Here is a 25,661-nt window from a genome sequence, read left to right on the forward strand (position 1 = left end):
CCCGCTGAGCCACCATCGGCTCTTGGCATCAATGGACGGATCGCCGAGCTCTGCCCCCGCCCATTTCCCAACTTCTCCATGGCAGAGACGGGGGACCCATTATTTGCGGGCCTTCCTCACTTGGAAGCCCTTGGGGTTAAGCCAGTGCAATAACAGCCGATTATGAGCAGTGAAAGCTGCCACGGACCATTGCACGGCCGGATTCTCTAGTCCGTTCCCGACAGCTCACCTCGCAGGCGTAGAGAGGCTCCTCCATGTCTTCAACCCCCCAGCGCGGCCGTCGCCGCGCCGAGCCTGCCAGCCGCCGCCCCTCGGTCCTGCGCACCTCGGCCTTCGCCACTGCCACCAAGTGCGTGGCAGCCGCATCGCTCGTAGGTGTTCTTGTTGCGGCAGGCTCGGTGGCCTCGCATTCATCTAGTGATGATGCCGCGGCGAGCTCCATTGGCAGCTTGGCGTCAACCGTAGATCAGGGCGCCCCTGCCATCTCCGCTCCTACCGACGCAGCTATCAGCTTCTCCGGAATCACTGTCAGCTCAAAGCCCTCCCCCACGTCCGGCCCTACCGCCGCCGCTGTCAAAGCCGAAGCGGAAGCGGTCAAGCCGGTGGCGAAAGAGACACCCGCCCCGCCAGCTCGTGCCGGCGCCGTGGATGACCCCGCTGCAGCTCGGGCCTTCGCCTCATCCCAGCTGGCATCCTTCGGCTGGGGAGCAGATCAGATGAGCTGCCTGAGCCAGTTGTGGCAGCGCGAGTCCGAATGGCTCACCTCCGCCGAAAACGCCTCCAGCGGTGCCTTTGGGATCGCGCAGTCGCTGCCTGCCAACAAGATGGACAGCGCAGGAAGTGATTGGGCCACAAATTATGAAACTCAGATTCGCTGGGGAATGGGCTACATCCAGGACCGGTACGGTTCACCCTGCGGCGCTTGGGGCCACTCCGAATCCGTGGGCTGGTACTAATCCTGCACACGCTGGAGATTCCTGGCGGCACCATCACCTTACGTAATGCCCGCTCCGGGACACACCGCGAGGTGGCCCTGGCGCCCTTCACTCTGGGCCGCACGCAGATCACCCAAGCCCAGTGGCACAAGGTGATGGAGCATAGCGGGACCCCGTCAACCGCCGTCGGGCTTCCACAGCATGGGCTCACCTGGTTTCAGGCCGTGGACTTTTGCAATGCAGCCTCGGTGCAAGACGGCTTCACCCCGGCCTATGAAATCTGCGGGCGCAGCGTCGAGTGGGACGTGGCAGCACAAGGATACCGCCTGCCCACCGAGGCGGAATGGGAGTGGGCCGCGCGTGGCGGGACGCTCTCCGCGGTGTACGGCGAGTTGGCCCAGATTGCGTGGACTGCCCTGGACGCGGTTGACGGGCCGCAACCAGTCGCCGGCAAAAAACCCAATAACTACGGCCTGTTTGACATGATCGGCAACGCTTGGGAGTGGTGCTGGGACTACGCGGACACGGCCCGCTACGGCGAGTACAGGAGCCTGCGCGGCGCCGGTTGGGATGATCCGCCGTGGAGTGCCCGGGCCTCGGTCCGCCGGGGCAGCGCCCCGGATGCGGTCCTTGAGGATGTGGGATTCCGGGTAGCGCGCGGGCCCGTGGGCGCACCGGGCTCATGTCTAGCGCAGGGCTGGTCCGCAGCCGCAGACAAAGAACGTGCGGCCATCACTGGCCCGCGCCCTGTGGGCTGGACACCGCTAAAATCCCTCTAGTGTCCCTCCAGCCCGTCCTCTCACACAGCCGTGAGCCGCATGCTAACGGCGAGAGTTAGTCCACCACGCCGTAGAGGCGGTCGCCGGCGTCGCCCAAGCCCGGCACAATGTAGGAGTTCTCATCGAGACCCTCATCAATGGATGCAAGCACAACGTGGACGTTGTCACGCCCGCCATGAGCGGCTTCCAGCTTCGCCAGACCTTCCGGCGCTGCGAGCAGGCAGATGCAGGTGATGTCCGCGGCGCCGCGGTCAAAGAGGAACTTGAACGCCTCAATCAAGGTGCCGCCGGTGGCCAGCATGGGATCCAGCACGTACACCTGACGGCCGGTCAGGTCCTCGGGCAGGCGTTCTGCGTAGGTAATGGCCTCGAGGGTTTCCTCATTGCGTGCCATGCCCAGGAAGCCTACTTCGGCGGTGGGCAGCAGGCGAGTCATGCCTTCGAGCATCCCCAGCCCGGCGCGCAAAATCGGGACAACCAGTGGTGTGGGCTTGACCAGTCCAGTGCCCACGGCGGAGGTCACCGGTGTCTCAATATTGACCGGCTCCACCCGCACTCCGCGGGTCGCCTCGTAAGCCAACAAAGTCACCAATTCCTCGGTGAGCTGGCGGAAAACAGGTGACGGTGTGGTCTTGTCCCGCAGGACCGTCAACTTGTGGGCAATAAGCGGATGGTCCGCAACGAATACGCGCATGAATAAAAGCTACCATTGAGCCGTGCCCAACACCTCTGATTTCTACCCAATAGAGACAACCACCACGGCTTTGCATGATGGTTGGATGGGTCTTGCCCTTGACCAGGCACAGTTGGCCCTTGCCACGGCGGATGTGCCCATTGGCGCCGTAGTGCTTGGACCGGACGGGGAAATCCTTGGCGTGGGCCGCAATGAGCGTGAAGCCCACGGCGATCCCACGGCGCATGCGGAGGTAGTGGCGATCCGGGCGGCCGCCGCAAAGTTGGGTGAGTGGCGGCTGGCCGGCTGCACCCTGGTAGTCACGTTGGAGCCCTGCACCATGTGCGCCGGTGCCATAGTTCTGGCCCGGATTCCACGCGTGGTTTTTGGCGCGTGGGATGAGAAGGCCGGCGCTGCAGGGTCGGTCTTTGATGTGCTGCGTGAGCGCCGGCTCAACCACTGGGTGGAGGTATTCCCCGGTGTGCGCGCGGACGAATGCGCGGCACTGTTAAGGGACTTCTTTAGTAGCCACCGCTAGTAGCCTGCGGCCTCAGTGGCAACCCCCAGAAAATGGTTCAGTGGCTGCTCTTAGGGCTCGATGGTAAGCGTCTGCGAGGGCAGCACACAGGAAGCCCTGTGGATTTCTGCTGCGCCATGGCCCACCCTATTGTTCCGCCCCGTGTCATCGCACCAGTCCAGGTTATAAGGGAAGGCAGCCACAGATCCTGTGCCGGGGACGGCAGATTCGGGGAGGGTCACGGCGGTACTGAACCCGCCGGCGTCGTTCATGGGAGCCAGGGTGTCCACAATCTTTACACCGGAGCCATCCATGACTTCGAGCTGGATTTGCGCGGTGTCACCATAGCGAGGGTTGCATGTGGCATCATCGGCACTGATGGTGAAAGACTCTCCGGGGCGGGCAGCATCGGCGCTGAGCGAGAACGAGGGCGGCATGCAGCCGTCGCCCCCAAAGGTTCCGACCGGCTGGCCGCAGCCCGTTCCTGACAGGAGCAGCACTGCCGCCACAATTCCTGCTGCTTTTCGCATCACGGCCGCCTTACCGTTGCCCGGCCGCCGCGTTGAGTGCGTCGATGCGTTTTTGCCGGCTCGCGGGCGAGTCCAGGCTGAAGGAGCGGAAATCTCCCAAGTCTTCGCGGATGAATTCCTCCACCTCGGCTATGCGTTGGCTCACGGGGGCGCTCGGTGGTTCGAAGAGCCAGTGGGCAATTCTCTGCCCGCCTGGATCGTACTGCCACAGCCCTATGATCCGCCCGCGGTCCACGATGGGGTGATCCGGCAGATCGGCCTGCAGGGCAACTTTTGTGTTCAGGAGCGCACGGTCCCCGTCATCACCGGCAAAGTGCTCCACTGCGTTCCGGCGCAGCAGGAAGAGGGAATCAGAGCCAGCCAGCAACTGGATTTGCTCCTCTGGCGGGAGGGTGAAATCTTCGGCTGCCTGAACATCCCGTGGCAGCATCCACAGCCCCTCATGTTCTACTGCGTCCACAGCTTCCAGCGCCGCCTTTGTTTGCGCCACGGTGAAGGCTGTGAACCACTGGGTTTGCTTCAGCGTTGCCCCGCCGGTCCACCCCAAGTACTTCTCCATGAGCATGGCGCGCGCATCCTCTCCCGATTCATGGACAGGGCTCAGATCCCATGCAGTGTAGGCGTAGCGCTGCTGATCGAGCCTGCCGTTGACGGGTACACGGCGAATGCGGCCATCAGCTTGCAGCAGCCCGAGCACTGTGGGCAGCGTGGTCGCTACACCCTTCTTCTTACCGGCATCGCCGAGGCTGCGCACCGCCTCACCCAACTGTTCCTTGAGCTGTTTCGGATCAAGCGGGCCGTTGGCGTCTCTTAGTATTTCCAGGGTCTGCGCCTCCAGCGCGGCCACTTCTCCACGTTCGACGCCGAGCTTGTCCAACACTTTCACCGTTGCCTCAGCGGCGCCCCGGCCAAGCGACAACGCCCACGGAAAATCGTCCTCGCCCAGAACATAGGTGCAGCCGCGCGCCGTCGGAAGTTCATGGATGCGCAGGGCCGCAACGTCGGCATCAGCTTGTTCCCGGCGAATGCCAGCACGGGCGAACAAGGTCAGGTAAGGGTTGGCGCCGCCCACGGAGCGGGCCCAGCCCGCCAGGCTCAACACCGTGGCGGCGTCGCTGCCGGCCAGTGACCCGTCAAGGCCTTGTTTGTGCCAGCTCCAAGCACGTCGCGTTGCGCTGTCCATGGCACCATTGTGCACCCTGGGCCCATGATTTTTGTTGTAGCGCTTTGACCCGGTAAGGTTGAGCCGTTGGTGACGTGTCCGAGCGGCCGAAGGTGCAACACTCGAAATGTTGTTTAGGTGAGAGCCTAACGTGGGTTCAAATCCCACCGTCACCGCCAATGAAAACCCCCGGGAAACCGGGGGTTTTCGTCATTTTTAGGGATTATCAGGTGCGTTTTCGGTGCAGATTGCGCTTGCCTGCCATCGAATCTCACGCAAGGTCCCCGCAAGCTGTGACTGCGCTCCTCTTCTCGCCAGGTTCGACGCTGAAGCCGGAATGATTACCGCCCCGTTCGCGCCTATCTTGCTGCGCAGGGAGTCTGTCTCCAGTGCGGAGGTGGAGAGCCTCACCCCCAGCGCCAGCAAAGTGGCTCTCGCGGAGATAAGCCGGTCAAAGTCCGACAACGCACGGCTTGTGGTCGCAAACGTTCGTGTCATAACCGCGACCATCTCGCGCTCAGACCAGTTAGATTAGGACTCGATCATCGCGATGTACGATGCACGATGCACTGCTGCGGGACACTACTCCTGAATACACAGGCCATTGGCGCAATGAACAGGTTGGGGTTGGCGGCGGCAGCATCTCCCGCCACGCTGCGACATTTGTGCCGCATCACCACACTCGGATCCCCAGCCTTATGGCGGACGTTCTCGCCTTCGCCCAGCGCGCTGACGCCTATTTCCGCGCGCTGACCGAGTACCGGGCTGGGAACACAAATGCCATCATCACAGCCGTGGCTAAGACGTCCTTTGCTGCAGCACAGAACGGCCGCCAGCTGGTCGATGACATCCAGGCGGCAGTTGCCCGTTGGGACCATCAGGTCATCGCCCTAAGCGACTCCTCGGCGCACCGGATCAAGCAGTACCTGCTCCGCCAACCGCATCTAGCAGGCGCCGGAGATCCTCGGCGCACTCGATGCTGTCGGCGCACTGGCTAGGCGCCGCACAGGGAACTGGGCGGCGTTTGGGCCTTTCAGGCGGCCGTTGGTAGATTGGAAGGGTCACCGCTATTGCCGGTGGAATAGTTTTAGTTGCCTGCAAAGCACCTGCGGCAACACAGCCGTCGATCCCGGTCTACGCCCCTTGGGCCTTCAAACAAAGGAATGTCATTGAGCACCCAAACGCAAAACAAGTCCTCAGCAAGCGCGCAGGAAGAGGACAACGGCAGCCGGTCCGGAGCTGTGATCGGAGCCGTCACCGTCTTCATCGGCATCGCCGGCTTCTTCGGGCTGATCTGGTTCGGTCTCTAACCCTAAAAGATTTCCACAAGAGCCCCCGGCACCGGCTGGGGGCTCTTGTGCGTTCTGTGTGCAACTAACGTTCCACTAAACGCCCCGGATAGACCGGAAGTTCCCGTCACCACGAATAAATACCACCCCGCTGACACATAGAAATCCCAGTAAACATCCAGCTACCGTCTGGTTCGATGCCCGAGAATGAAGGCATGGCCAACCCTTCATCAGAGACGCCCACACCACCGGCCGCCCTGCCCACGCTCACCCGCGCCGACGGCGAACCCATCCGCGCACTCGTGGTGGATGACGAACCAGAATTAGCGGATCTGATGCGCCGTGGCCTGGAAATCTCTGGCTGGGACGTGGCCACGGCCAATGACGGCTTTGCGGCGCTGAAGATCGCCCGCGACTTTGCCCCGGACGTGCTGGTTTTGGACATCATGATGCCGGGCATGGATGGGGTGGAATTATTGCAGCGGATGCGCACCATCTACCCGGAGGTCCCCGCCTTGTTTTTGACCGCCAAAGATGCCGTGGCAGATAAAGTGGCCGGTTTGCAGTCCGGCGGCGATGACTATGTCAGTAAACCTTTCAGCATGAAGGAAGTACTGCTGCGGCTGCACCGAATTGTTGCCCGTTCTGGCATCACGGCTGCGAACTTTGGGGTTCTAACCGTGGGAGATCTTTCCTTGAATAAGGACACTAAGGCAGTCCACCGCGCAGGGAGCGAGATCAACCTGACCGCAACGGAGTTCGAGCTACTGAAAATTCTGATGGAAACCCCCCGCCATGTGGTGAGCAAAGCCCGTATTTTAGACCGCGTCTGGAACTACGATTTCGGCGGCCAAAGCAACATTGTGGAGCTCTACATCTCCTACCTGCGCAAAAAGATTGACGCCCAGAACCCGCCCATGATTCACACAGTCAGGGGCTCAGGCTACGTGATCAAGCCATGTTGATCACAGGCACCAAGCCGTGGCAGGCCCTGCGCCCCTCCACCTGGCATCTAAGCACCCGGCTCGTTGCCGTCATGCTGGCTCTCCTGACGGTCATTTGTGCGCTGGTGGGCATGGTGAGCTATTCAACCCTGAGCATGACGGTGCGGAACCAGCTCGATTCTTCCCTGCAACAAGCGTCAGTGCGCACAGTTGCCTTTTATACAAGCCAAAACGGCGCCAACCCTCCCGATCCCCTCAACGCACGGGCAACCAGCGCTGGCCAGTTGAGCGCGGTCCTGAGCAGCGGCGTAGTGCATTATGCGGGTATCCTCTCCGGCACGGGCAGCCGCCAACAATTAACCACCGCAGATGCTGACATTTTGGCCCAGCTCTCCCCCAACGGCGAGCAGCGCACCAAGAAACTCTCCATCGGCGGATACCTTTTGCAAGCTGAAGCTGTTCCCAATGGCGACGTCCTCATTACCGGGTTGCCCCTGGCCGCCACCGAACAAACCCTCTCCGCCCTGGTGCTCTCCATTGTGCTGGTCTCTTTGGCAGGGCTGCTGGCGCTGGGGTGGGCCGGGACAACCATCATCCGGCGCAACATGCGCCCCCTGGCGCAGCTTTCGGACACCGCAACCCAAGTCTCTACGCTCAGGCTCGACGCCGGAGAGGTCGCCCTAAGTGCCCGGGTCCCGGCCGCGGCGGCTAGTCCTGGGACAGAAGTAGGCAATGTGGGGTACGCCTTCAATGCCATGTTGGACAACGTGTCCCACGCCTTACAGGCACGTCAACACAGTGAGACTAAGTTGCGCCGTTTTGTGGCCGACGCCAGCCATGAATTACGCACGCCCCTGACAGCGATCCGCGGCTACGCCGAACTGCTGTCCATGACCGAGCAACTGAGCCCCGACGGGCAAATCTCCTTGGACCGCGTGCAGGTTCAGTCAGTTCGAATGAGCCGGCTTGTGGAAGATTTACTGACACTTGCCCGGCTGGACGAGGCCCGTTCAGCGGGCCGGCCAAGGAACCCCGGACAACAAACACCTGCAGTGGCCGTAGATTTAGGGCCATTGACTCTGGAGACCGTACGCGATATTCAGGTGGCCACGCCTGGGCACCACTGGAGCTTTTCTGTTCCGGACCAACCTGTGAACGTGGCCTGCGAGGCCACCACGATGCGCCAGATACTTCTGAACCTTCTCTCCAATGCTGCCAAGCACACACCCGCAGGAACAGAGGTACATATCGCCTTGTCCCAAGCTACCGACGGCTCAGCCCTTTTGGAAGTTTCTGACAATGGTCCCGGTATTGACCCCGAGTTCCAAAAAATCATTTTTGACAGGTTTTCCCGCGCCGATCAGGCTCGCACCGCAACATCTGGCAGTACCGGTTTGGGGCTGAGTATTGTGCGGGCAATGGCGCTCGCCCATGACGGCACCGTATCCATGGCCAGCACCCCTGGGCGCACCACGTTCACCGTCCGCCTGCCCGGCTCCTCCCCTATTCCTCCAGTACCCACTGTTCCCCCTGTTCCGCCCTTTCCGCCGGTTCCCCCTTCCACGGCCCCCGGATCAACAGCCTCGCGGGCGGAAAATCCCCGCCCTGAACTGTCCCGCCCCGGCGTGGCAACGTCAGATGGCGTACACGTTTGCGGCCCGACTTTACCCTGATCACTTCCCCTCGCTAAACTGCAGTGATCAACCGATGGAAAGGAGCAAGGTGCCTCACGCTCCCTTCAGACTGCTCCGTACCACGGCGGTAGCTACCACCATCCTCGGTTTGGCAGCAGGGGCGCACCTTTTGGGCGGCGGCACACTCCCCGCTCCATCGATCATGGTCGCCATCATGGCACTACATATTTTGTGCTCCACGATCGCCACCAGATTCCAAATCTCGCCCGCCACCATGGTGGCCTTGCTGGCGAGCAGCCAACTGGTCCTGCATCAGAGCTTTGAAATGCTCTCCCATGGCGTCCGTGCAGGTGTTGCCCCCGGAGCGCCGGCCATGAGCCACCACGGCATGTCCGCTGAGGAACACGCCTCCGCCATGATGGCCTCCTCCGTCCCGCTGGCAAGCTCTGGGATTGAGAACCTTAGCCACACAGTGCAAATGTCACCGTGGATGTGGGCGGCCCACATCGCTGCCACGCTCGCCGCGGCCGTCCTGCTCGCCTATGGTGAGGACGCTCTCTGGGCACTCGCGGGCTGGCTGCGCCCACTGTACCGCAGCGCCGCTGTTGTGCTTGAAATTCCGGCAAAATCAAGCCGGCCAGCCATCATGCCACGCCCGTTGCCCCGCCTGCCGTGGCGCAATCTGCGTGCCAACACCCGCCGTGGTCCACCTGCCGGAGTAGCAATTTTCGCCTAGCACCCTTCGAACTCGTCGCGGGGTGCCATTACCCCGTAATTTTTTGCGCACCCGCCCATTCGAAAGGCTTTCATCATGCGTTTTTCACGCACTCTCAAAACCACCCTCGCCGTTGGCGCCACCAGCACCTTGATGCTGTTGGGCCTGGGCAGCGCGTCTGCCCACGTGAGCGCCACTCCCACAGAAACCGCGGCCGGATCCTATTCACTGGTCACTTTTTCGGTGGGCCATGGCTGCGATGGCTCGCCAACCACCGCGCTGACCATCACCTTGCCCGATGAGTTGAACTCCGCCACCCCCACTGTCAACCCGAACTGGACCATCAGCACCACCAGCGAGAAGTTGGACACTCCGCGCACCTTGGCCAATGGCAGCAAGATCAGTGAACGCATGGCTTCCATCACCTACACAGCTAAAACCCCGCTGGTTGACCATGAGCGGGACACCTTCACCTTGTCCGTGCAGTTACCTGATGCGGTGGGAACCACCCTGCACTTCCCCACACTGCAAAAGTGCGAGGTGGGACAAACCGATTGGAAGGAAATTCCGGGCGCCGGTGCGGACCATGACTCCGTGGACGCCCCTGCCCCCGAGCTGACCGTCACCGCGGCTGTGGCGGAGGGCGACGGGCACGGCGCCCCTGCCGCTGACGCCGCCCCCGGGGCTGCCGCGTCCGTTCAGAAGAGCGACGCCGGTACCGCCTGGCCCGCTTGGCTCGGCTTGGGTGCGGGGCTGGCCGGACTTGTTCTGGGCGGCTTGGCATTTTTGCGCACCAGCAAAAAGGCGTAACGAAATAACTCCGCCTGGCACCCCGCTGGCCACCCCACCCAGATGACTGGCGGGCTGCCGCAAACTATCACCATCTGCCAAGGTAAGTGAGCGCAGCCGTGAGAAGCATTTTTTGCTTTGTCACGGCTGCGCTGACACTCCGGATGGAGAAAATGTGCCAGCCCCGATCAAACCGCACACGGCGGGGCCAGTTGACTCATTAACCTTCGCGCGGAAAAGTAGGGGCATGACTTCCCCACAACTCACCCCCATCCAGCAGTACTCGTGGGGAAAGCTGCTCACGGCAGCTTCCATAATCCTTCTAGGCAGTTCACTGGCTGCGTGCGGAGCGCAGAGCTCCGGGGACTCCACAGCCTCACCGCGCCCCAGCAGCGCTGCCACCACGGCCAGCCCCAGCGCAAGTACACCATCCCCCACAGCTGGGCAGACGCCGTCGTCCGCGGTATCGCCTACAAGCGCTGCCCCCATCACGCCCACAGACCAGGGTGTGCCGCTGTGTCCCGCGTCCTCTTTGAGTGGCGCCCTGGATGACAGCGGCGGAGGCGCAGCTGGGCACATTTACATGACCCTGGTCCTCACGAACTCGTCAGCGGAACCGTGTATTTTGGACGGTTACCCGGGAGTTTCCATGGTGGCAGCGGGCAGTACCACCCCGATCGGGGCACCGGCGGAACGTGACCCGCAGGCGCCATCGAAGGGGCCCATCACACTGGCTCCGGGAGACAGCGCCGGCGCCACCCTGCGCTATACCCAGGCGGGCAATTATCAGAACTGCCAGCGAGTGCAGGCAGAGTCAATTCTGGTGTATCCACCCAGCGCCACGGACAGCCTTGCCATCCCCCGCACTTTGACGGCGTGCAGCAATGAAGACATCAAATTACTAAGCATCGGCGCGTTCACGCAATAACACGCAGCTACGGGCGCAGGGCCTCGTTGGGGTCGAATTCTTCGAAGGATCCGATGAAGTCAGGCTCGCTGTCAGCCGATTCCCGGCGTCTTCCATGGCGCAAGATGTGCAGCCTGTTGGCCCCGACTGCCAAAATGGCGGTGCTCACCAGGTGCAGCGCGCCACCGATAATCTCTGCATGGATCACCGCTGTCAGCAAGCCCGCCAAAGCCACCCCTGCGCCCACTGTCATGAGCAACCTGAACCGTTCAAAGTAACCGTATACGGCAAGCGCGGCACCCAGCACCAGCCAGGGACCTGTGCCATTCAAAAATGGCAGCAACATACTTACGGCAACGGCGAACGCGGTGCCACCTACCAAGTACAAATAGTGGTTGCGCGGAGCAATCCACCACGACGGGTGCTTCCACAGCCACAGAGCGCTCACTGCGCCAACAACAAGCATTCCCACTGCGAAGAATCCGGCGTCGGCCCCGTTGCCTTTATCGGTGACCATGCTGATGGCTCCGGAGAGCAAAAAAAGCAGTGCCATACCCAGCAAGGGGAACCAATTGTTGCCAATATGGCGTACCTTCACTGTCCCTGACCTCCTAGGTTCTCTCAAGTGGAGCATCAGCTGGCACGTTTGTAATAACGGACCGGCACCGGCACCCATTGCCGCTCCTACCGATAGGTTACCGCGCGGCACCGACACTGCCGCACCACAAGTGCGCTCCCCGCCAAAATTTTGCCTAGGAATATCCTTTCCCTCATCCTTTGGCGCAATATGTCGGTGCCATGCGGCATGATGGAGCCGTGGATGTAACAAGCCAAAAGCCGGTCATGAATCAATTCGCAGAACCAACCCGCGAATGGTTTCTGGGCGCGTTCAGCTCACCCACTCCGGCACAGGCCGGGGCCTGGGATGCGATATCCGGAGGAGCGCACACTCTCGTGGTGGCGCCCACTGGTTCCGGAAAGACGCTGGCCGCCTTTTTGTGGGCCCTGGACTCTCTGAGCACTGGCAAGCTGGGTGCGGGCACCGGTGCTGCAGGTGGCCGGGAGGCGGATAATACGCAGGGCCCCCGCGGCACCAGCGTCCTGTATATTTCTCCCCTGAAGGCCTTGGGCGTGGACGTGGAAAGAAACTTGCGTGCACCGCTAATCGGCATTACGCAAACTGCCGCGCGGCTGGGTCTGGAAGCGCCCCACATCAGCGTTGGCGTGCGCTCCGGCGACACTCCCACCAGCGAGCGCCGCCGCCTGCTCAGCCATCCGCCGGACATCCTGATCACCACCCCGGAATCGCTGTATCTCATGCTGACCTCGAAGGCGCGAGAAACTCTCCGTGATGTCCACACCGTCATCATCGATGAGGTCCATGCCGTGGCTGGCAGCAAGCGCGGAGCCCACTTGGCAGTGTCCATGGAGCGCCTGGATGCTCTGTTGCAAAAACCCGCCCAGCGCATTGGTCTCTCCGCCACTGTCGAGCCGCATTCCACTGTGGCCCGCTTCTTGGGAGGTCAGGCCCCAGTGACCATCGTTGCCCCGGCCAGCACCAAGACCTGGAACTTGGCCGTCACGGTCCCGGTTGCCGATATGACCGAGTTGCCGGCGCTTGCCGCGGGCCACGATCTCGGGCCCGCCTCCGGTCTGGCACCCAACGCCTCCATTTGGCCGCATGTGGAAGAGAAAATTGTGGACGCCGTCCTGGCAAAGAAATCCACCATCGTCTTTGCCAATTCCCGCCGCCTAGCCGAGCGCCTGACGGGCCGGCTCAATGAGATTTATGTGGAGCGCTGCGAGCTTGCCACGCTGGGTGGCGCCGCGTCAGGTGGCGCCGCGTCAGGTGGCGCCGCGCCGGGTGGTGACGGGTCTGCCGCCGGCCTTTCCCCCGCGGACCCTTGGCGGACTGCGGAGTCCCCGGCCAGGCTGCCCGCCGAGATGATGGCACAGGCCGGGTCCGTGGCAGGGGCACCGAATGTGCTCGCCAAAGCCCACCACGGTTCGGTCTCCAAAGAGCAACGAGCCCTGATCGAGGACGATCTGAAATCGGGACGGCTGCGGGCAGTGGTGGCCACCTCCAGCCTGGAGTTGGGGATTGATATGGGGGCCGTGGATTTGGTCATCCAGGTTGAATCCCCGCCGTCGGTAGCCAGCGGGCTGCAGCGGGTAGGACGCGCCGGGCATCAGGTGGGCGAGATTTCGCAGGGACTGCTGTTCCCCAAGCACCGAGCGGACTTGCTGCATTCGGCCGTCACCGTAGAGCGGATGCTTGCAGGGGAAATTGAACCGTTGTCCATCCCCGCCAACCCTCTGGATATCCTGGCGCAGCAAACGGTCGCGGCCACGGCGTTGGAGTCCGTGGATGTTGAGATCTGGTTTGAGACGGTGCGGCGCAGCGCGCCCTTTGCCGCCTTGCCCCGTTCAGCCTTCGACGCCACACTTGACCTGCTGGCCGGGCGGTACCCGTCCGATGAATTTGCAGAGCTGCGCCCGCGCATCATTTGGGACAGAACCGCCGGCACCATCACTGGCCGCCCCGGCGCCCAGCGGCTGGCCGTCACTTCCGGCGGCACCATCCCGGACAGGGGCCTGTTCGGCGTGTTCATTATCGGTTCGGAGGAGCCGGTGGCCGCTGGCTCCGCCAACAAGGGTGGGCGGAGAGTGGGCGAGCTCGACGAAGAGATGGTTTACGAATCCCGGGTGGGTGATGTGTTCGCGCTCGGTGCCACGAGCTGGAAGATCGAAGACATCACCTTTGACCGGGTACTTGTCACCCCCGCCTTTGGCCAGCCCGGCAAGCTGCCCTTCTGGAAGGGCGATTCGCTGGGCCGGCCTGTGGAACTGGGCCGGGCACTAGGCGCCTTCATCCGCGAGGTCAGTGCCGCCCCACGCAAAAAGGCGCTGGCCCGTTGCGAAGCGACGGGCCTGGATGAGTGGGCGGCCAACAACCTGCTTGGCTATCTGGAGGAACAAAAGGCGGCAACCTCCGCGGTGCCCGATGACAAAACGCTCATGGTGGAGCGCTTCCATGATGAGCTGGGCGATTGGCGCGTGGTCCTGCACAGCCCCTTCGGCATGCCCGTCCATGCCCCCTGGGCCCTGGCAGTGGCGGCCCGGCTGCACGAACGCTACGGCTTGGACGGCTCGGCCATGGCCTCCGATGACGGCATTGTGCTGCGCGTTCCCCTTATGGATGATGAGCCGCCCGGTGCGGAGCTGTTCCTTTTTGACCCCGAGGAATTAGACGCCATTGTGACGGCCGAGGTGGGTGGTTCCGCCCTTTTTGCCAGCCGTTTCCGTGAATGTGCGGCCCGCGCACTGCTGTTGCCCCGGCAGAATCCCGGTAAGCGTTCGCCCCTGTGGCAGCAGCGGCAGCGTTCAGCCCAGCTGCTGGATGTGGCCCGGAAGTACCCGCAGTTCCCGATCGTGCTGGAGACAGTGCGCGAATGCCTGCAGGACGTTTATGACCTGCCCGCGCTGAAGGGCATTGCCGCGGCCATTGAACGGCGTGAACTGCGGATCGTGGAAACCACCACAAGCCAGCCCTCGCCCTTTGCCCGGTCCCTACTGTTCGGCTATGTGGCCAGTTTCCTGTACGAGGGCGATTCCCCGCTGGCCGAACGCCGCGCCGCCGCCCTCTCCCTGGACCCTGCCCTGCTCGATGAATTGCTGGGCCGAGCCGAACTGCGTGAGCTCCTGGACCCCACCGTCATTACCCGCACTGAATCCGCCTTGCAGCGGCTCGCGGGCGCCGGCCCCGATCAAGACCGCCGCGTCCGTGGCCTTGAGGGGGTTGCGGATTTGTTGCGTCTGCTGGGCCCGCTCACTGTGGCCGAGATTGCTGCCCGGCTTCTTCCGGAAACGCCAGCTGTGTTGGAGCCCAGCCAGGACCTGCACGACGCCGGGAACCCACCCTCCGCCGCCGCCCCACCCAGTGCGCCTGCCCCGGCCAGTACTTCTGAGCTGGCAACCGCTGCTGCCCATGCCGCCATGGCGAGCAGTTACGCGGAGGCGCTTGTCGTAGCAACCCGGGCGCTGCGCATCAACATGGCTGGGCAGGAGCGCTTCGCTGCCGTTGAAGATGCTGCGCGGCTCCGTGATGCCCTCGGCATCCCGCTGCCCATGGGCGTTCCGCTGGCGTTCATTGAACCTGTGGCGGATCCTCTGGGGGATCTGCTGGGCCGTTATGCCCGCACCCACGGCCCGTTCACCACGGCGGAAGCTGCAACGAGGCTGGGATTAGGTGTTGCGATCGTCCGTTCCGGGCTGGCCCGGCTGGCAGCGGATAGGAGGGTTACGGAAGGCGAGTTCCGCCCTGCCGAACTGACCCGTCCAGAGTCCAGCACTGCGTATCCGGAGGGTGGCACCGCGTATCCGGAGGGTGGCACTGAGTGGTGCGACGTTGCTGTATTGCGGCAGTTGCGCAGCCGCTCGCTCGCAGCATTGCGGGCCGAGGTGGAGCCGGTCAATGCTGCAGCATTTGCTCGATTCCTGCCTACATGGCAGCATGTCACAGCAGCTTCCGGCACCCCCGCCCTGCGTGGTTTAGACGGGGTTCTGACGGTAGTGGACCAGTTGGCGGGGGTACCGATTCCGGCGTCGGCATGGGAACCCCTTGTGCTGGCCGCCCGGGTAGCCGACTATTCCCCCGCGATGCTCGATCAGCTCAGCGCAACCGGGGAAGTTCTGGTCTCCGGCGCCGGTTCCATCGGTTCCAATGACGGCTGGCTGAGCCTTCACGTGGCCGAGTCCGCTGAACTGACGCTGGCCCCGCCTGCCGATTTGGAGCCCACGGACTTCCAGTCTGCGCTCTTGACGGCGTTGTCCAACGGTGGCGCCTACTTCTTCCATCAGCTGCGGGAAATGAGCGCCAACGGGCCGGATCTGGTGGCCTCCGATTCCGAGCTGACCGCCGCACTGTGGGACTTGTTCTGGTCCGGACGCATCAGCAATGACACCTTTGCCCCGGTCCGTGCCCTGCTCGCGGGCGGGCACACAGCGCATAAGCAGAAGCCACCGCCATCCCGGCTAAGACCAGGCCGGGCCGGACGGTATGCTCGGCCCGGCCTGGCCGGGGGCACCCCGCGCGGGGCGCCGCCCTTATCTGCAGGGCGTTGGAGCCTTTTACCCGGCGTTGGCACTGGCACTGAAGTGGGGGCGAGTGTCCAGATGGACAGTGCCCAGACCACCTTGCGCAGCCACGCACTCGCCGAGCTGTTCCTGGACAGGTACGGCGTGGTGACGCGCGGCTCCGTCATGAACCAGGGAATCCCGGGCGGATTCGGGCTCATGTACAAGGTGTTGGCACGGCTGGAGGAAGGCGGCAAGTGCCGGCGCGGCTACTTCATCGAGCACTTGGGCGCAGCACAATTCGCCGTCTCTGCCACGGTGGATAGGCTGCGCAGCTTCAGCGAGGACGCAACCACAAATCCGCGTCCACCGCAGGCTCTTGCCCTGGCAGCCACCGATCCGGCAAACCCCTATGGTGCCGCACTTCCGTGGCCGCCGCTGGATTCCGGGCACCGGCCGGGGCGCAAGGCTGGCGCTCTGGTGGTCATGGTCGACGGCGTTTTGGTTCTGTATGTGGAGCGCGGCGGGCGGACGCTGTTGTGCTTCAGTGACAGGGAGCCAGGCCTTGCCCTCGCCGCGGCCGCACTGGTTCAGGTGGTCAGGCGAGGAGCCATCGATAAAATGGCCATTGAAAAGGTCAACGGGCTCGATGTTCTGGGCACCCCCCTGGCCGCGGCACTATTGGCCTCCGGCGCGTACGGCTCGCCCAAGGGGGTACGGATCCGTGCCTGAGGGAGATACCGTCTGGCGGCAGGCGCGGGATCTACGGAAAGTACTGGAGGGACAAGTACTTACGTCAAGTGACTTCAGGGTGCCCGCGTATGCAACCTTGGACCTCGCAGGGTCAACGCTCACCTCTGTGCAATCGCGTGGCAAACACCTGCTCATGTATGTGGCCGGACTAGTGATCCATTCCCATCTATCCATGGAAGGTCACTGGGATATTTACCCTGTTAGCGCCACTGGCCGGGCTGCGCGGTGGCGGCGGCCAGCCTTCACGGCCCGGGCTGTCCTCACCACGGGCCAGGCCACGGCGGTGGGGTTCTCGTTGGGCACGTTGGAAGTGCTGCCGGAAGCATTGGTCAGCGAGGCTGTTGGACACCTCGGTCCAGACCTTCTAGGAGCTGACTGGGATGCCGGATTGGCCTTGAACAACTTGTTGGACCGGCCGGAGAGGGCCGTGGGCCTGGCGTTGCTGGATCAGCGAAATCTTGCGGGGATTGGCAATGTTTACCGCAATGATCTGTGTTTTCTAGGTGGCGTTCATCCGGCGCGGCCTGTGAGCGAAGTGCCGAATTTGCCGCGCATGGTGGAACTTGCCAAGCGGCTGCTTGAAGCTAATAAGGACCGCTCGGGCCGTTCCACCACGGGCGGGCCGGCACGCGGTGAGGCAGCGGCGTGGGTCTACGGTTTGGCGGGAAAGCCGTGTAAAAGGTGCGGGGCCACCATCCGGTACGCCACCTTGGCAGATCCGGACTTCCCGGTGCGTGCTGCCCGGGACATTTACTGGTGCCCGCGCTGCCAGCCAGATTGAAAATGAATTGACGTCCGTTTGGGCTTTTTCAAGCCTGCCAGGGCGCTGAGCTGATTCTTAGCTGCGTTTTTGTTTCAGGCGTTCGCGAAGAACGCCCACGCCCGGGCCGTTCAGCTCGCTCAGGTACGCGGTGCGCCCGGCCATGACCATCACCAGAGCCAGTGTGGGGCCTGTGACAAGAGCTCCTGCCCCTGCAGTGAAGGGCCCATCCTCCGCCCGCAGTTGCAGCCCGGCGGCGTTACTGCGGCTAGGCACGGCGAAATTGCGGCTCGCGTAAAATTCCGCAACCGGGGTCAACGCTGCTAATGACGGAGTCCGCGCCAGTCCCAGCGGACGGCGAATATCCTGGGCATGCACCACAACCTCACCGAGGTAGGCGGCCGTGTCCGAGCTCGGCGCAACGGTGCTGTTGATAACGGCCCGAAAGTTCTCCAGGGTTTCCGACGGAGTGACACCTAGGTGCTTCGCCAACCGCCGCTGATTGTGCACAGCGGGCCGAAACCGGGCGCCAAGCATGCTGGAAATCCACGCCCACTGGCCAGTGCTGGCCGCAGCGCTCAGATGCGCCAGCACATGCTGAACATCCCACGTTTCACACAGGCTTGGCTGGTGCCATTGCTCCGGCGAAAGGAGCGCTAAATCCTCTGCCAGCGCTGCCCTCTCTGCGTGCACCAAAGCCCACAAAGTGGTGTCCTGCGATTTCGCCATGTCGCGCCCATTTCCTTGGTGATGCAGTGCGGCTACTTAGCTGGTTAGCTGGCGGACACCGAGACAATAATGACCTGTGTCGATTTGCTGCCGTCATACCGAAGATCATAGGTGACACCGAACCCCGGAGAGAACCCAGGCGTGAGCACATACTCATGCTTTTCATCGGGGCGGGCCTTGACGCTGTCAATCCAGTTCTCGGCATCTGCCCGGTCAATCCCATATTTCTCCACGCCCTCACGAACCAGCGCGAAGTACTCTTCGCCCGTGTCAGCGGTCAAAAAGTAGTAAATGATGTCCAAGGTGGGCATGGTGTCGGTGGTGGTGAAGCGGACGTGGTCCGTCTCCGCCGTCACCGTATCCTCACTGCCTACAATGCTCAGAAGAAATTTCTGTCCCCGCGGGGCAACCAACTCGGGCCCATACGCCGAGTCCGGCAGGCCGACCTCGTGCTTGATCAAGGCGCCCGTGCGGAAGTCGAGGCGGATTGACTTGCTTTCTTTGATCTGGGCAACGCCCTGCTCATTCAGCAAAGAAAATTCGGTGGTCGGCATGGGAGCCTCCTGTGTGTTGGTGGACGGGCCGCCCAGAGTAAATCCGCATCCGGTCAAGGCGAAGCATGCGAGCGCCGCCATGAGGAGCCAGAGGGTGGAGCGGGGCGCGCTACGGGTGGTGTTGGAACGGTTGGGCACACCTTGTTGGGTCATCGCTGGTTGGGTCATCGTTGGTGGACCTCCACCTGAAATCCGTCCAAAATTCTTTTGACGATCGGTGCAATGTTGTGGCTCGGCCGGGATTGTTCCACCCTTTGGTTAAAGTCTGAGCTGATGATCTCGCGTGCTCTCGCAGGATCGTTGGCCAACAACTCCTGATACTGAGGCAGCGTGTCCTTGGTGATCAAGGCCCAGCGTTGTTCTTGATTGGCAATGTTACCGTCCGGCAGGCCCGTGGTTACCTCAGTGCGGAATTGAAGCGGGTTATCCCAGTGGGTGCCAGGGACGTCCTTGGGGCCGGGCGATTCAACGTTGAAAATATAGGGGAAAACCTCCGGAAAGCTCTTGGCTCCAGGGATGGAAGGCTCGCCCACGAGCGTGACCAGATAGGTCACGGCCTCCCCGGTTACTGGCCGTTGACGCATGAAGTCGTAGTCGTCCTTGATGATTTGGTTCTGTTCCCGATCCAACAGCACAGTATTGCCGTGCTTGATGCGTTCCGGATCCCCGGAGTCGATGTCATGCCAGGCCTGAGCTGTTTCCCTGCTGATGGCACCGGAGGCGTTGAGCCGATCAATTTCTGTGAGCCCGCCATGCTCATAAGCCATGTGCTGGCGGGCCTGATCGAGGAAGATTTCCTTGTTCATATCCAGCATGGCAACTTCATAGAACTTAACTTCGTCATCCGGCATGGCCGCGACGTCTCGCAGCCACTGCAACTGGTCAAAGGGAATCTTATCGATGGGGCCTTTGAGAACCTCTTGGGCGATGGTGCGCACCATGTCCATGTCCTTGAAACCTCCTGCGAAGGAGGGGCCAATCATGTTCGCCATGCCTGCCCACTGCAGATCTGGGTTGGCCAGAAATTGTTGACCGTAGAAGTCGTAGACCTTCTTGATGGTCTCCCAGTTGTGTGCCGTTCCCTTGGACGTGTCCCACTGCGATGGGTCTATGCCCATCCTTTCCATCGCCAGATTGTTCCAATAGTCATTCAGGAAACTCTTGTACTCCGGTGACTTTTCCAGAATCAGGCCCTGAGCAACGGCGTCATCCATGGCCTGTTTGGCTGCCGCCGAGTTTTCCGCGGCCCAGCGTTTGAAATCATCGCCTTGGAGGTAGCTGATCCGTTCCTGCGCCGTCATGGCGTTGAGCTTGTCAGTGAGCTCCTGAGCTGCAGCGCTCACCTCCGCCGCGGTGGGACCGGCATTGGGCGGGCCGGTATTGGGAAAGCCGCCCGAACCGTGGGTGCCCAAGGAATTGGCCGAACTGGCGTTTTCCTGCTCTTGTGCATTGCGCAGCAAGCTGGCTGAAGCATCATTCATGCCGTTGACTATCTGGGCTATAGATCTTTTGTGCCCTGACCAAGCCCTGCGAAAATTATCCGCATCCGGTCCATACCATTGGGCCGCGGAAATAACGTGCGTCAAGGTCATCGCGGTATGCCGCAGATTGTTTCCGGCAGCCGTCATGTCCTTGGCGAACAGCCGCAACTGTTCGGGGTCCGCTCCCAGCATCTTCCCCGACATAGGGCTCCTCCCACCGTGCTCTGAAGTGCTCACGCTACCAATAAAGCAGCCTATTCGGGATGGTGAGAACTATCCATCCACGGGCATGGTCGGGTCAGTGCATAACCCTCGGTACCCTTGAAAGGTGATGAAATCTCCCCTTCCCGTGCGCAATGGCGTCAATGCCACCCGCATGCGCATCCCCATTGCAGGCCCCTGGGCAACGGCCATGGAGTACGTGCTGGATAAGTTTAACCATGTGGACCCGGCGGAGATTGTGGAGCGTTTTGAACGTGGCGAGGTGAAGGCCCTCGACGGGGAGATCGTCACACCGACCACGGCGCTGAACGAGCACATGTTCATTTGGTACTACCGCGAGCTGCCCGTGGAGAAGCGGCTGCCCGTGGAACTATCCATACTCCACCAGGACGAGCATCTGGTGGTTGTGGACAAGCCGCACTTCCTACCCACTACGCCTGGCGGCATGTACGTGCAGGAATCAGCCCTGGTACGGCTGCGCGTGCTGCTGGACCTACCGGAGCTGGTGCCTATTCACCGTTTGGACCGCATGACAGCCGGGGTGTTGCTGTTCTCAGCGAACCCGGAAACTCGCGGCAAATATCAGACACTCTTTGAAAAACGGCGCATCGAAAAGACCTATAGGGCCGTGGCACCGGTCCGTGATGACCTGAAGTTTCCTCTGGTAGTACGCAGCCGCATGATCAAATCGCGCACGTATTTGCTGGCCCAGGAGGTCGAAGGCGAGCCGAATGCGGAGACCCGGATTGAGCTCATGGACACCCGGGTCGATGCGTCCGGGCAGACCCTAGGACTCTACGATCTGGCGCCACACACGGGTAAAACCCACCAATTGCGGGTGCATCTTGCCTCGCAGGGCCTGGGAATTCTCAATGATCCGTTTTATCCGGTCCTTCACGAACAAGCCCCCGATGACTACAGCAAGCCGTTGCAATTGCTGGCCCACAGCATTTCATTCCAGGACCCGCTGACCCGTGAAGCGGTGAAGTACTTCTCGAAGCTGGAACTGGCACAGTTCCCAGACCACAACTAGACGCAGCTGTCACTGTGGCGCCTAGTTGGCAGCCACCGCTGCGCATACGGAGAGCACGCTGGCAGGTCCGGACGCCCGCGCCCAATGAAACTGCTCAAACGCCGATCGTGGAAACTTCTACGATCGCCTTGACGCTCAGGAACGGATAATTTTCCGTGGCAAAGACACGAATCGCATCCGCCACCGCACGCGCCGTGGCAGGTGCTGGCAGCGAACCGTCGGTACCAATCCGTGTTCTGATGGTCAGGGCGCCAGTTCCGTCCCCGGTGGCAGTTGTGTCAACCAGGGGGAATTCTTCAATACCGCCCGAGCACACCACAAAGTGAGCCAGCTCCGCAGTGCCTTGCTCCAACAGTAAGCCCAGGCGTTTCACGGTTGTCAGCCACAGCGGATCGGCCGCATAGACGGTGGCAACCCCGTCCATGGACAGCACCAACTGGCGAATTTCCTCTTCCATGCTCATTCCGAATCCTCCCCCAAGCCGGCCGGGCCTCCGGAGCGTTCGCTCTCTCCGAAGTCTTCGCTCTCCTGGGCAAAAGCCTCATCCAACGGCGGGCGCAAATCTGTAAATGCCACGTGCACAGCCATCACGTTCAGCTCCGTGTGCACCAACAATTGCGCCCACACTGCTTCCCGCAATTGTTGTGCCAGTGTTGGCAGCGGGTAGCCATAGCGGGCGGAAACATGGATCCGCACCTCCACGGGCGCCCCGGGGACACTGACCTCCCCCTCCAAACGGCAGCGGCCTATGAGTACTCCTCCCAAAGAATCCCCCACTGAACGGACCAGCGCAATGACAGCACCTTCCGTTTCCGTGAGTTCATCATCGGGACCACCTTGTAACGGGATGGGGCGTCCGGCCCTGGTTTCCAAGCGCAGACTGGCCAGGATGCCGTCCAGCCAGCCGGCATCGGATGTGGCGGAAGCAACGTCGTCGTCCATGAGTTCATGAGCTGCGGCGCTGAGGCTGCGCAGCCCGGCAAGACGCGCGTGGCACTGCGGACAGTTCTCTATGTGAGCCGCGTCAGGTGAGGTGCCAGTGTCTAGGTAGTCGCTGAGGTCCGCGATGTGCAGGCTGCAACCGTTCGTGGGGTTCATCGCCATTCCTCCATTTCCTGAACTAGCGTTATCCGGGACCTAGCTAGCCGGCCCCGCACACTGGTAATGCTGATGCCCAGCTCCTCGGCGATCTCCGTGTAGGAAAGCCCTCCGTATTCCTTCAGTACCCAGCATCTTCGTTGCTCTTCAGGCAGCCGCGTCAGTGCTTTTTCCAATGCCCGCCGCGCGGACCCGGCCACAGCTAGTTGCTCCGGCGTTGGCTCCCGGTCAGCGGTTTCAGACTGGTCCTCTAAGTTGCTGTGCGTCTTACGACGGCGGCCGGTGTCCACTGCGCGGCGGGAGACTATGCGCATGAGCCAGGACTTCACAGCGCTTCCGTCCTGCAAGGCGGCAATGTCCCTCCATGCCGTGAACAGCGCATCCTGCACTACGTCGTCGGCCTCGTCATAAGAGCGCACCAAGCGCCGGGCATAGGCGCGCATGAGCGGACCGTACCGGCGTGCGAGCATGTCAAACGAGGCAACATCACCGTCGCCGGCCCGCTCCGCCAAGAGGGCATCGGAGGCATCCGCGAGCTTGTGCGGGAGGTCCTGCTGTTGTTCCACCTGCTAGGGCCTTTCGGGGTTCTCGGCTGGATCAGGGATATTTCCGGTGGTGACGGCACCCATAAAGAGCAGCCACGTCTTGATGGTAGGCGATACCCATCCTGCCACCTCACAGCACCCTTCCGGCACGTCCAAACTTTGTGCGTGTACCAGCGCGGATATGCACCAGCACAGGGATTTGTGAGCCAAGAAGCGCATCTAGACCACGGACCAGGTGTTCAACTTCGGCCGTCAAGTCTGCGGGTGAGGCACCTCTTCGCGCCTGGACACTAATCTTGAGCGCCACCCCGCCAACCACACCCCGTGCCCGCCACGATGTCACGGAACAGGAGAGCGCCGCAGTGTTATTCGCTAAAGCATCCTTGATGAGCTGCCCGGCAACCGCCGTGTCCACAGTGGTGTCTCCGGCGCCGCTGGCTTGGCGGGCCACGTAAGAGCTACGGCCCTTTCCTTGGGCAATAATCCACCACACGAGTAACACTGCCAGCAGCACGAGCAGAGCCAGCACCGCCAGACTCCACCAGCTGGTGTTGGTCCCGGGGATCGGGGCGGCCGCCAAGTTTTCTTGAATGCGAGCCCAGAGCTGGGTGGCGCTGACTTGGGCAATACCGGTTTGGGCAGTACCGGACAGCACCGCCACGAAAGCTAGCCCGAGGACTACCACGGCGAGCAGCGCCAGCACTGTGCGGTTCAGCCTGCGCTGGGCGCTATTCATGACGCCACCGTTTGCGTTCCCGTGGTGACATGCAAGGCCAGGGGCTTGCGCAGACTGTAACTGGCCACTTCACCTTCCACGGCTTCGCGAACAAGTACTAAGTCCACCGCTTTGCCTGAGCCGGGGTGAAGGACTACCTGAACGCGCTTTTTTCCAATGCGGCTGGTGACTTGTTCAGGAGCCAGGCGCGCAGCTGTCCGTGCGGCTCTGGAGACCGCGGCCGCCAGCACTTCACTGTCAACCACCACGGCGGAACGTTGGTTGTCCACAATGTGCCGCGGCTTGCTCCCGGGAAGTACTGCCGCGAGCAACAGTGTTAACCCTAGAAGAGCCAGGAGTGCCGCTGCTCCGATCAAGGCCCCAGGCGCAGCATCGGCTGTCAGTGAAAGTGATCCCTGGGCCAGTTTCGCTGGGGCTATCAGCAAGGGTGGCTGGCCAGTTGCCGCAAGCACCAGTTCCACGCCCAGCCACAGGGTTACCACGAGCAACACGGCAGCCACTGTGACGGATAGAGTAGCCCTGCCCGAGCGGGTTTCACGGACATTCATGCGATTGATGGCCCGGTTGTGCTGCTGGTTGTTGGGCAAGTTGCTCTGCTGGGGGCCCTTTGCTGTTGTGGCTCTCATTGAACCCTCCCCGCGGTCCTGCTCATGGCCTCATGAATTCCCGTGAAGCGAACATCCACGCGCGCAACTGTTGATCCAGCTAACAGCGCAAAACGCGCAGCAACCACCTTCCTTGCCGCGGCCGCCCACTCAAAGACGGTGCCGCCGTCGAGCGTGGAAAAAACAGCAGTAGAGTTTTCCTTCGCCGCCCGGACCATGAGGGGCACAACCAGGCGAACTCCTACTTGTCCTTGCTCATCATGGAGCGAGGCCCGTACCTCTTGTAAGGGGACCTTGAAAGCGTCGGCGGCAATGGCTGCTATCAGCTGATCCAAGGTGCCGGACGAAATGTTGGTGTACCCGGCGCACATCGGTGGCCGGCTTCGAAAACTTGGCTGCTGTTCAAACCCCAGCGGGCCGGTATCCATGAGGCCGGTATTCATGAGGAAGTGCGCTTGCCTCTGAGGGCGTCAATGACTCCCCTGAAATCCAGCCGGCCCTCCACGCTTCGCCCGATGACCGCTCCAACCGCCATGCACAGGGCTACCAGAAGCATGGCCCAGAATCCGAAGGCCACGGCGGTAAGTGCCAGCACAGCCCCGACTACTGCCCCGATAGCGGTGGCACTCATGAGACGCGGGCTTCGCGCTGGCCGCTCTGCTCGGTGCGAACGCGCTGCTCGTCATTGTCAGCCCGCCTGCTGGGCCGCTCATCGTCATCCTCGGTGGCAATGTGGATATCGGTGATGGAGACATTGACCTCCGTTACCTCCATGCCAACAACATCTTCAACGGCCGCGTAAATGGCGTTGCGGACATCGTCGGCCACTTGCTGGAGAGGGTGCGGGTACTCCACCACCAACGTGACGTCCACTGCCACCTGGGTCTGACCCACTTCAACGCTGACACCCTGAGTGAGGTCCTTCTGACCGACGGCTTCGCGAATACTACCCAAAGCGCGGGCCGCACCGCCGCCGAGTGCGTACACACCGGGGATATCCTGGGCTGCAATGCCTGCCACCTTGGCCACCACACCGTCCGCCACTGTAGTGGTTCCGCGGCTTGTTGCTGTCTGCCGTGCCGCATCAAAAGTACTTGACGCTACGGGCTTTGCAGCGGCGTTGGCTGCAGGCTGGTTCTTGCTTTGAGGCGCAGTAGTCAAAATAATCACTCCCGAAATTCATCGTGTCGATATT

At 62.1% G+C, this 25,661-nt stretch carries 28 protein-coding genes, 1 tRNA gene and 1 riboswitch; of the genes, 14 read left to right on the forward strand and 15 right to left on the reverse strand.

All coding sequences use genetic code 11. From position 1 onward, the window contains the following. Window positions 1–47: 47 nt before the first annotated feature. Window positions 48–251: riboswitch (cyclic di-AMP (ydaO/yuaA leader) on the forward strand. Between the two features lie 3 nt (window positions 252–254). Both ABIB48_RS03795 and ABIB48_RS03800 read left to right on the forward strand, forming a co-directional pair. After that, window positions 255–956: an aggregation-promoting factor C-terminal-like domain-containing protein gene (locus ABIB48_RS03795; protein ID WP_354212164.1), complete on the forward strand. Its 702-nt coding sequence runs from the start codon at window positions 255–257 to the stop codon at window positions 954–956. Further along, the gene (locus ABIB48_RS03800) at window positions 923–1,714 is read left to right on the forward strand and encodes a formylglycine-generating enzyme family protein (protein WP_354212166.1); all 792 of its coding nucleotides are present in this window, start codon (window positions 923–925) and stop codon (window positions 1,712–1,714) included. The genes ABIB48_RS03795 and ABIB48_RS03800 overlap by 34 nt, the downstream gene beginning before the upstream one ends. 55 nt (window positions 1,715–1,769) lie before the next feature. Here the strand turns inward: ABIB48_RS03800 and upp are convergent, their stop codons facing one another. Beyond that, window positions 1,770–2,408, reverse strand: coding sequence for a uracil phosphoribosyltransferase (gene upp, locus ABIB48_RS03805; RefSeq protein WP_110105035.1), 639 nt, complete (start codon window positions 2,406–2,408; stop codon window positions 1,770–1,772). A 22-nt stretch (window positions 2,409–2,430) separates the two neighbouring features. Here upp and tadA point away from each other — a divergent pair, with 22 nt between their 5' ends. Continuing rightward, window positions 2,431–2,925: a tRNA adenosine(34) deaminase TadA gene (gene tadA / locus ABIB48_RS03810; protein WP_315914052.1), complete on the forward strand. Its 495-nt coding sequence runs from the start codon at window positions 2,431–2,433 to the stop codon at window positions 2,923–2,925. A 50-nt stretch (window positions 2,926–2,975) separates the two neighbouring features. Here the strand turns inward: tadA and ABIB48_RS03815 are convergent, their stop codons facing one another. Both ABIB48_RS03815 and ABIB48_RS03820 read right to left on the reverse strand, forming a co-directional pair. Continuing rightward, a complete protein-coding gene (locus ABIB48_RS03815; protein ID WP_245932055.1) occupies window positions 2,976–3,434 on the reverse strand; it encodes a hypothetical protein in 459 nt (152 codons plus the stop codon). A gap of 10 nt (window positions 3,435–3,444) precedes the next feature. Further along, a complete protein-coding gene (locus ABIB48_RS03820; RefSeq protein ID WP_354212169.1) occupies window positions 3,445–4,617 on the reverse strand; it encodes a DNA glycosylase AlkZ-like family protein in 1,173 nt (390 codons plus the stop codon). A 68-nt stretch (window positions 4,618–4,685) separates the two neighbouring features. Here ABIB48_RS03820 and ABIB48_RS03825 point away from each other — a divergent pair. The 8 genes from ABIB48_RS03825 (at window position 4,686) to ABIB48_RS03860 (ending at window position 10,895) form a co-directional block, all read left to right on the forward strand. After that, window positions 4,686–4,775: transfer RNA gene (locus ABIB48_RS03825), tRNA-Ser, on the forward strand. Between the two features lie 378 nt (window positions 4,776–5,153). Beyond that, window positions 5,154–5,594, forward strand: a complete 441-nt coding sequence (locus ABIB48_RS03830; protein WP_354212170.1) for a hypothetical protein — start codon at window positions 5,154–5,156, stop codon at window positions 5,592–5,594. Window positions 5,595–5,765: 171 nt separating this feature from the next. Then, complete coding sequence (locus ABIB48_RS03835; protein ID WP_354212172.1) at window positions 5,766–5,906, forward strand: hypothetical protein; 141 nt, start codon at window positions 5,766–5,768, stop codon at window positions 5,904–5,906. 194 nt (window positions 5,907–6,100) lie between these two features. Beyond that, the gene (locus ABIB48_RS03840) at window positions 6,101–6,850 is read left to right on the forward strand and encodes a response regulator transcription factor (RefSeq protein ID WP_315914049.1); all 750 of its coding nucleotides are present in this window, start codon (window positions 6,101–6,103) and stop codon (window positions 6,848–6,850) included. Next, window positions 6,844–8,502 carry a sensor histidine kinase gene (locus tag ABIB48_RS03845; protein WP_354212174.1) on the forward strand — a complete coding sequence of 553 codons (1,659 nt, stop codon included), beginning with the start codon at window positions 6,844–6,846 and terminating at the stop codon, window positions 8,500–8,502. The genes ABIB48_RS03840 and ABIB48_RS03845 overlap by 7 nt, the downstream gene beginning before the upstream one ends. Window positions 8,503–8,551: 49 nt before the next feature. Beyond that, complete coding sequence (locus ABIB48_RS03850) at window positions 8,552–9,199, forward strand: hypothetical protein (protein WP_354212176.1); 648 nt, start codon at window positions 8,552–8,554, stop codon at window positions 9,197–9,199. Window positions 9,200–9,274: 75 nt separating this feature from the next. Continuing rightward, entirely contained in the window at window positions 9,275–9,988 is a 714-nt protein-coding gene (locus ABIB48_RS03855) for a YcnI family copper-binding membrane protein (RefSeq protein WP_354212177.1), read from the forward strand. Between the two features lie 226 nt (window positions 9,989–10,214). Then, the gene (locus ABIB48_RS03860) at window positions 10,215–10,895 is read left to right on the forward strand and encodes a DUF4232 domain-containing protein (RefSeq protein ID WP_354212179.1); all 681 of its coding nucleotides are present in this window, start codon (window positions 10,215–10,217) and stop codon (window positions 10,893–10,895) included. 7 nt (window positions 10,896–10,902) lie between these two features. On the opposite strand, the gene ABIB48_RS03865 is transcribed toward ABIB48_RS03860, so the two are convergent. Continuing rightward, window positions 10,903–11,472, reverse strand: coding sequence for a hypothetical protein (locus tag ABIB48_RS03865; protein ID WP_354212182.1), 570 nt, complete (start codon window positions 11,470–11,472; stop codon window positions 10,903–10,905). 245 nt (window positions 11,473–11,717) lie between these two features. Between ABIB48_RS03865 and ABIB48_RS03870 the strand changes: the two genes are divergently transcribed. Continuing rightward, window positions 11,718–16,682, forward strand: coding sequence for a DNA glycosylase AlkZ-like family protein (locus tag ABIB48_RS03870; protein WP_354212184.1), 4,965 nt, complete (start codon window positions 11,718–11,720; stop codon window positions 16,680–16,682). Next, entirely contained in the window at window positions 16,675–17,484 is an 810-nt protein-coding gene (locus ABIB48_RS03875; RefSeq protein WP_354212185.1) for a DNA-formamidopyrimidine glycosylase family protein, read from the forward strand. Before ABIB48_RS03870 ends, ABIB48_RS03875 begins: the two co-directional genes overlap by 8 nt. Before the next feature lie 57 nt (window positions 17,485–17,541). On the opposite strand, the gene ABIB48_RS03880 is transcribed toward ABIB48_RS03875, so the two are convergent. Genes ABIB48_RS03880 through ABIB48_RS03890 form a run of 3 tightly spaced genes read right to left on the reverse strand, consistent with a single transcriptional unit; the run spans window position 17,542 to window position 20,431 of the window. Next, window positions 17,542–18,192 (reverse strand): maleylpyruvate isomerase family mycothiol-dependent enzyme, encoded by a 651-nt coding sequence (locus ABIB48_RS03880; RefSeq protein WP_354212186.1) that lies wholly within the window; start codon window positions 18,190–18,192, stop codon window positions 17,542–17,544. Window positions 18,193–18,236: 44 nt separating this feature from the next. Continuing rightward, window positions 18,237–18,914: a hypothetical protein gene (locus tag ABIB48_RS03885; protein ID WP_354212188.1), complete on the reverse strand. Its 678-nt coding sequence runs from the start codon at window positions 18,912–18,914 to the stop codon at window positions 18,237–18,239. Further along, entirely contained in the window at window positions 18,911–20,431 is a 1,521-nt protein-coding gene (locus ABIB48_RS03890) for a WXG100 family type VII secretion target (protein ID WP_354212190.1), read from the reverse strand. Before ABIB48_RS03890 ends, ABIB48_RS03885 begins: the two co-directional genes overlap by 4 nt. A gap of 127 nt (window positions 20,432–20,558) precedes the next feature. Here ABIB48_RS03890 and ABIB48_RS03895 point away from each other — a divergent pair, with 127 nt between their 5' ends. Then, on the forward strand, window positions 20,559–21,482 hold the full coding sequence (locus ABIB48_RS03895) for a pseudouridine synthase (RefSeq protein ID WP_354212376.1): 924 nt from the start codon (window positions 20,559–20,561) through the stop codon (window positions 21,480–21,482). A 94-nt stretch (window positions 21,483–21,576) separates the two neighbouring features. On the opposite strand, the gene ABIB48_RS03900 is transcribed toward ABIB48_RS03895, so the two are convergent. From ABIB48_RS03900 to ABIB48_RS03935, 8 genes are all read right to left on the reverse strand, one after another. Further along, window positions 21,577–21,945, reverse strand: coding sequence for a hypothetical protein (locus ABIB48_RS03900; protein WP_354212192.1), 369 nt, complete (start codon window positions 21,943–21,945; stop codon window positions 21,577–21,579). Continuing rightward, entirely contained in the window at window positions 21,942–22,580 is a 639-nt protein-coding gene (locus ABIB48_RS03905; RefSeq protein WP_354212194.1) for an Asp23/Gls24 family envelope stress response protein, read from the reverse strand. The genes ABIB48_RS03900 and ABIB48_RS03905 overlap by 4 nt, the downstream gene beginning before the upstream one ends. Further along, the gene (locus ABIB48_RS03910; RefSeq protein ID WP_245932056.1) at window positions 22,577–23,146 is read right to left on the reverse strand and encodes an RNA polymerase sigma factor; all 570 of its coding nucleotides are present in this window, start codon (window positions 23,144–23,146) and stop codon (window positions 22,577–22,579) included. The genes ABIB48_RS03905 and ABIB48_RS03910 overlap by 4 nt, the downstream gene beginning before the upstream one ends. Window positions 23,147–23,255: 109 nt before the next feature. Further along, the gene (locus ABIB48_RS03915; RefSeq protein ID WP_354212196.1) at window positions 23,256–23,861 is read right to left on the reverse strand and encodes a hypothetical protein; all 606 of its coding nucleotides are present in this window, start codon (window positions 23,859–23,861) and stop codon (window positions 23,256–23,258) included. Beyond that, complete coding sequence (locus ABIB48_RS03920) at window positions 23,858–24,487, reverse strand: hypothetical protein (RefSeq protein WP_354212198.1); 630 nt, start codon at window positions 24,485–24,487, stop codon at window positions 23,858–23,860. Before ABIB48_RS03920 ends, ABIB48_RS03915 begins: the two co-directional genes overlap by 4 nt. Continuing rightward, window positions 24,484–24,909 carry a hypothetical protein gene (locus ABIB48_RS03925; protein WP_354212200.1) on the reverse strand — a complete coding sequence of 142 codons (426 nt, stop codon included), beginning with the start codon at window positions 24,907–24,909 and terminating at the stop codon, window positions 24,484–24,486. The genes ABIB48_RS03920 and ABIB48_RS03925 overlap by 4 nt, the downstream gene beginning before the upstream one ends. Then, window positions 24,906–25,097, reverse strand: coding sequence for a DUF2273 domain-containing protein (locus tag ABIB48_RS03930; protein WP_354212202.1), 192 nt, complete (start codon window positions 25,095–25,097; stop codon window positions 24,906–24,908). The genes ABIB48_RS03925 and ABIB48_RS03930 overlap by 4 nt, the downstream gene beginning before the upstream one ends. After that, window positions 25,094–25,627, reverse strand: coding sequence for an Asp23/Gls24 family envelope stress response protein (locus ABIB48_RS03935; protein ID WP_218867976.1), 534 nt, complete (start codon window positions 25,625–25,627; stop codon window positions 25,094–25,096). Before ABIB48_RS03935 ends, ABIB48_RS03930 begins: the two co-directional genes overlap by 4 nt. Between the last annotated feature and the right edge of the window lie 34 nt (window positions 25,628–25,661).

The sequence above is a fragment of the Arthrobacter sp. UYCu511 genome, assembly GCF_040547105.1.
In the GTDB taxonomy this organism is placed as follows: Bacteria; Actinomycetota; Actinomycetes; order Actinomycetales; family Micrococcaceae; genus Specibacter; species Specibacter psychrochitiniphilus.